3 protein-coding genes and 4 pseudogenes are annotated in these 4,358 nt (G+C 63.0%); 2 read left to right on the top strand and 5 right to left on the bottom strand.

What is annotated here, in order from left to right; all coding sequences use genetic code 11:
- Nucleotides 1–91 precede the first annotated feature (91 nt).
- Nucleotides 92–400, top strand: a pseudogene (locus tag VQ044_RS23875) (helix-turn-helix domain-containing protein); the annotation flags it as partial.
- 8 nt (nucleotides 401–408) lie between these two features.
- On the opposite strand, the pseudogene VQ044_RS23870 reads toward VQ044_RS23875, so the two are convergent.
- From VQ044_RS23870 to VQ044_RS23855, 4 genes and pseudogenes are all read right to left on the bottom strand, one after another.
- Nucleotides 409–1,555 (bottom strand): annotated as a pseudogene (locus tag VQ044_RS23870) (DSD1 family PLP-dependent enzyme).
- A 242-nt stretch (nucleotides 1,556–1,797) separates the two neighbouring features.
- Nucleotides 1,798–1,971, bottom strand: coding sequence for a hypothetical protein (locus tag VQ044_RS23865; RefSeq protein ID WP_327650138.1), 174 nt, complete (start codon nucleotides 1,969–1,971; stop codon nucleotides 1,798–1,800).
- Between the two features lie 131 nt (nucleotides 1,972–2,102).
- A pseudogene (locus VQ044_RS23860) lies at nucleotides 2,103–2,183 on the bottom strand (reverse transcriptase domain-containing protein); the annotation flags it as partial.
- Nucleotides 2,184–2,248: 65 nt separating this feature from the next.
- Nucleotides 2,249–2,557: a transposase gene (locus VQ044_RS23855; protein WP_327651395.1), complete on the bottom strand. Its 309-nt coding sequence runs from the start codon at nucleotides 2,555–2,557 to the stop codon at nucleotides 2,249–2,251.
- 46 nt (nucleotides 2,558–2,603) lie between these two features.
- Here VQ044_RS23855 and VQ044_RS23850 point away from each other — a divergent pair, with 46 nt between their 5' ends.
- Nucleotides 2,604–3,317, top strand: a complete 714-nt coding sequence (locus tag VQ044_RS23850) for a GntR family transcriptional regulator (RefSeq protein WP_327650135.1) — start codon at nucleotides 2,604–2,606, stop codon at nucleotides 3,315–3,317.
- Nucleotides 3,318–4,058: 741 nt separating this feature from the next.
- Here the strand turns inward: VQ044_RS23850 and VQ044_RS23845 are convergent.
- Nucleotides 4,059–4,358 (bottom strand): annotated as a pseudogene (locus VQ044_RS23845) (hypothetical protein); the annotation flags it as partial.

The following is a 4,358-nucleotide window of genomic DNA, read 5'->3' as shown; positions in this document are numbered from 1 at the left end:
CCGATCGGGCCCTTTCCTGTGTCGTGCCCCTCACGCCAGTGGCCTGCTTTTACTCCGCCCCACTGGCCCGGTTTTGCTCCGACGTTGACACTCCACGGTCTACCGCACCAAGCGCCGTATCGTGGAGATGGGCCTGGAGGCGGCGCTCGGCGAAGAGCCGCGCCCCGGGGCGGAGCGCAAGCTGACGGGCAAGGAGGAAGCCTTGCTGGTGGCCACCGCCTGTTCCAGCTCGCTGCCCGGCCGGGCCCGCTGGAGCTGCTGGCCGACGCGTTCGTCAAGTTGACCGAGCAATGAACAACTGTCGCGCGAGACGGTGCGCCGGCGCTTGGCCGAGATCGACCTCCAGCCGTGGCGCAAGGACATGTGGTGCATTCCCAAGCTCACCTCTCGCATGGCCGCTCCAAGCATTCACCAGCCGCCGAAGCGGGGCCAATGCGTGAGCGCGGTGCCGTCCTCTTCCGGCAGCACCTCGTACCCCTCGAACTGGGCCGCCGTGGCGCAGGCATGATTGGGGAGGATGCGCAGCAGCGTGCCGACCGGCCAATCCGGCAGGCTTCCCGTGCTGCCCCGGCCGCAAGGCGACGACGCCGTGCTCCTGGTTCGCCGTCACGACGATGAGGTCGCCCTGGATGCGTCCTTCTGCATCGCACACGATCCCGTAGCCCTGAGGAACCGTCTGAGCGGCGGTGCCGCGATCCCGGGACAGCGCCATCCAACCCGCGTCGACCATGATCCAGCCGCGGCCGCGCTGATGTCCGATCACCGTGGTCAGCACCGAGAGGGCGATATCCTCCTGCGCGCACACGCCGATGCCGGCCATCACGAGATCGAAAAAGACGTAGACGCCGGCCCGCACCTCCGTGATGCCCGTCAGGTCCCGCGCAAAATGCGCCGTTGGTGTCGAGCCGACACTGACCACCGGACAGGCGAGACCTGCGGACCGCAGCGCCTGCGCGGCCGTGACCGCCGCCAGCCGCTCGCGCTCGGCAAAGGCGGCCAACGCGTCGGCGTCCTTGGCGCCGTAGCTTTCGCCGGCATGGGTGAGAATGCCCCGCAAGATGGCGCCGCCCTCTGCGAGGAGGCGGCCGATCGTGACAATGGCGGGGTCGTCGTGGCGCAGTCCGGAGCGATGGCCGTCCGAATCTATCTCGATCAGCGCCGGGATGGGATGGCCCGCCTGCCGCGACGCCTCGGCCACCGCAACCGCCTGCTCCGGCGAATCCAGAATGACGGCCAGGTTACAACCCGCAGCCCGCAGGGCCAGAACGCGAGGGAGCTTCCGGGGCGCGATCCCTACGGCGTAAAGAATGTCGCTCACGCCTGCCGCGGCAAAGACCTCGGCTTCTTTCAGGGTGGAGACGGTGGCCGGTCCAGTGCCGTCATGCAGGACACGCCGTGCTACCTCCACCGATTTGGCCGTCTTTAGATGCGGGCGTAGGACGACGCCGAATGGTTCGAGGCGGGATCGCAGCCGGTCGATGTTGCGCAGCATGCGGCTTTCGTCGAGGAGCAGGCTGGGAGTCGGCACGGAGTTTAAGCGATCGGCATTGCGCATGGCGATGGATCCTCAGGGAGCGCTGATCGCGGCATAACGGATCCACCACCCCGTCGCCAATCGACGAGGTTGGACGCGGCACCGCGCCGTGGCGGAGCCTTCCGCCGCACCATTCTCAAAAGCCGATGGCGGCGCCGTCCTTGCGATGGTCGACCGCAGCCATAATCCTTGAGTGGAGGATTTGGCTGTGGCTGACCGGAGCATACCTTGTCGCGCCGACATCGACCATATGGCCGCCGTGCCTAGCCCTGACGCTCTGGCGGGCGCTCGCAGAGCCCGGCGCCGAGAAACCGTCCGCGCTCCATCTGCATCGCCAGTTCGAAGGCCCGAGCGAACACCCGCGCCATGTCGTTCGGCCCCTGCTCGATCAACTGTTCCAAGATAGCCTCGACCGCCGTATCCTGCCGCTTGTCCATTCGTTCTTCTCCATGGTCGTTTCGCAACTCCATGGAATACCAAGATGGACAGCCCCTGCTGGGGCGCGCCCCAGCAGGGGCTCATGACGCCCGAACTCGAGCGAATTTCCAGACTTGAGGGTACAAGTACCCGCGAAGCGGCCGAACTCGATGAGACGCGTCTTGTCCTCATGGAGCTGCAGGCCGAACTTGGCCAGCCGTTCCTTGAGGTCTGCCAACATCTCCTTCGCGTCCGTGCGACGATTGTCACCGCGATCTCGATCTGATACCGGCGCGCTCATGAACTGACCGCTTTGATGTAGGGATAGTTGCAGAGGGATTGGACGCGCCGCGGATCTTTGGTGGCGCGGTTCCAGGCATCGCAGCAAGCGTCGATGATGGCTTGCCTGTCGCGGAAGACGCAGAGGCTGAGGGAGGTCTCGCGCAGATAGAGCCAGAGCCGCTCGACCGGGTTAAGTTGGGGACTGTAGGGCGGAAGGGTTACGAGGGTGATGTTCGCCGGTACGTCGAGGGCCTTTTCACCGTGCCATCCGGCGCCGTCGAGAACCATGACGACAAGGACGCCCTCTTCATGTGCATTGACAATCAGCTCATTTAAGCCATTTTTGTCAGACAGTCTGACAGGAGGGACTTTGAGCGATTTAGGTTTTATTCGGGTTGCGGTGCCGGTGCGAACTCAAGTGGAAGATGCACTTCGAACCGCAATCGGGAACGGTCGGTTTTTGCCGGGCGACCGATTCGTCGAGCGCGAACTCTGCGCGCTACTCGGTGTCAGCCGTCCCCTTCTGCGAGAGGCCCTGCGGCAACTCGAGGCGGAGGGATTGATCAACACCGTGCCGGGCCGCGGCTTGATCGTGACGGTGCTCAACTTGGAGGATGCACGCAACTTATTTGCGGTACGCGCCGAACTCGAAGGACTTGCTGCCAGGAGTTTCGCCGAGCGCTCCGATGAAGCGACCATCGCCGCGCTTCGAAAATCCATCGAAGCTTTGGAATTATTAGTCGCAACGGGTGATGCGGAGCGCGTCCGCTCCGCCAAGAACGAATTCTACGATCTTTTGATGCGCGGCAGCGGGAACGGCATCCTGAGCGAGATGCTGCGGATGCTTCATAACCGTATCCAGCTTTTGCGCGTGACGAATTTCGGCGAGCCGGGACGTATGGAGAAGGCCGTCATCGAGCTTCGCGGGATCTTCGATGCGATCGAGCGGCATGACGGTCCCGCCGCGCACAAACTCTCAAGGGAGCATATCCGCAATGCGGCCGCCGCGCTGGAGCAGGCGCTGGCTCGCCGCGATGAGGCTGACAAAACTCGCAGCCGCGGATCTATCGAGACAACTGCTTAAATTTCAGTTGGACGGTTGGGGACGAAGCGCATTATGAGGACGAGCGAATCGATCAGCAATGGCATCCAGAGGATCGTCCGCTATGAGATCCTGGTGGCGAGCAGATCGTCGTTCGCGGAAGCTATGCCTGTATCCGCCACATCGCCGCTTTTCGGCACGACAATTCTTGACCTCGGCGATCCGCGCAATCCGCGAATTAGGGCACTTCCGACGACGACATTGTCGACGCGGGGTCGGTGCGATCGAAGCTTGTCATGGAGAGCCCGGCTTCGTGGCCGAAAAGACCAACGGGCTCGGACCGCAGGTCCGTTGCGTCGCCGATGAGGCGGAGTGGATGAAAACATTGCGATTCCGGTCAGCCCTGAAGCCAGAGCCGTTGTCTCTCACCTCAAGGAACCCTTCGACACTGACAACGAGTAGCTGGCCGTCGGGACGGTTGCTTGTCTACAAGCGCCTTAACACAGCAGGTCAAGCGGTTGTCGTTGCGGCGATAGGCTTTGCCATGGACATTTGGCGGTCTCCTGTTGTCGGACAGACGGCGGAATGCATGCAACCAGGCTGTAACGTCTTCGCGTCCGCGGCCAGGGCAGGTCCATCTTGCCCTGCCGCAACTTGGCTGAAGGACGGACTCCTGGCCGCATGATGGCTGCAATTTCGGTACGCGACGAGCCGAAGGCGCCCCGCCTGACCCGCGTCGTACGTACTGCATCAGACAATGCTGGGCGAAGCCTACATTATGAGCTATATGGCATCGTAAGTAATTTTCCTGCTGATCCGCACATGGTTCCCGCGGCCGTCAGCTTCAACCGAGCGTAACAAGCATTTGCGCTCGTCAAAGTTCAACCTTCTGCGCCTTGCCCTGCGCTCGGCCAGCCGAACAGCGGCAGCCGTGACGGCCAAGTCCTGCAGGCCGACCCCGGTTCCGTCGAACAGCGTGATCTCCCCATCTGAGGGGGATGTCCCGAAGTTTGTTGAACTTCGTTGAGCGGCGATGCCGGGTTGAACGTTACGCGGCCCTCGATGCAGGGGCAATGAACTTTT

This window comes from Aurantimonas sp. C2-5-R2, from assembly GCF_036549495.1.
In the GTDB taxonomy this organism is placed as follows: domain Bacteria; phylum Pseudomonadota; class Alphaproteobacteria; order Rhizobiales; family Rhizobiaceae; genus Aurantimonas; species Aurantimonas coralicida_A.
This window is presented reverse-complemented; position numbering and strand designations above follow the sequence as displayed.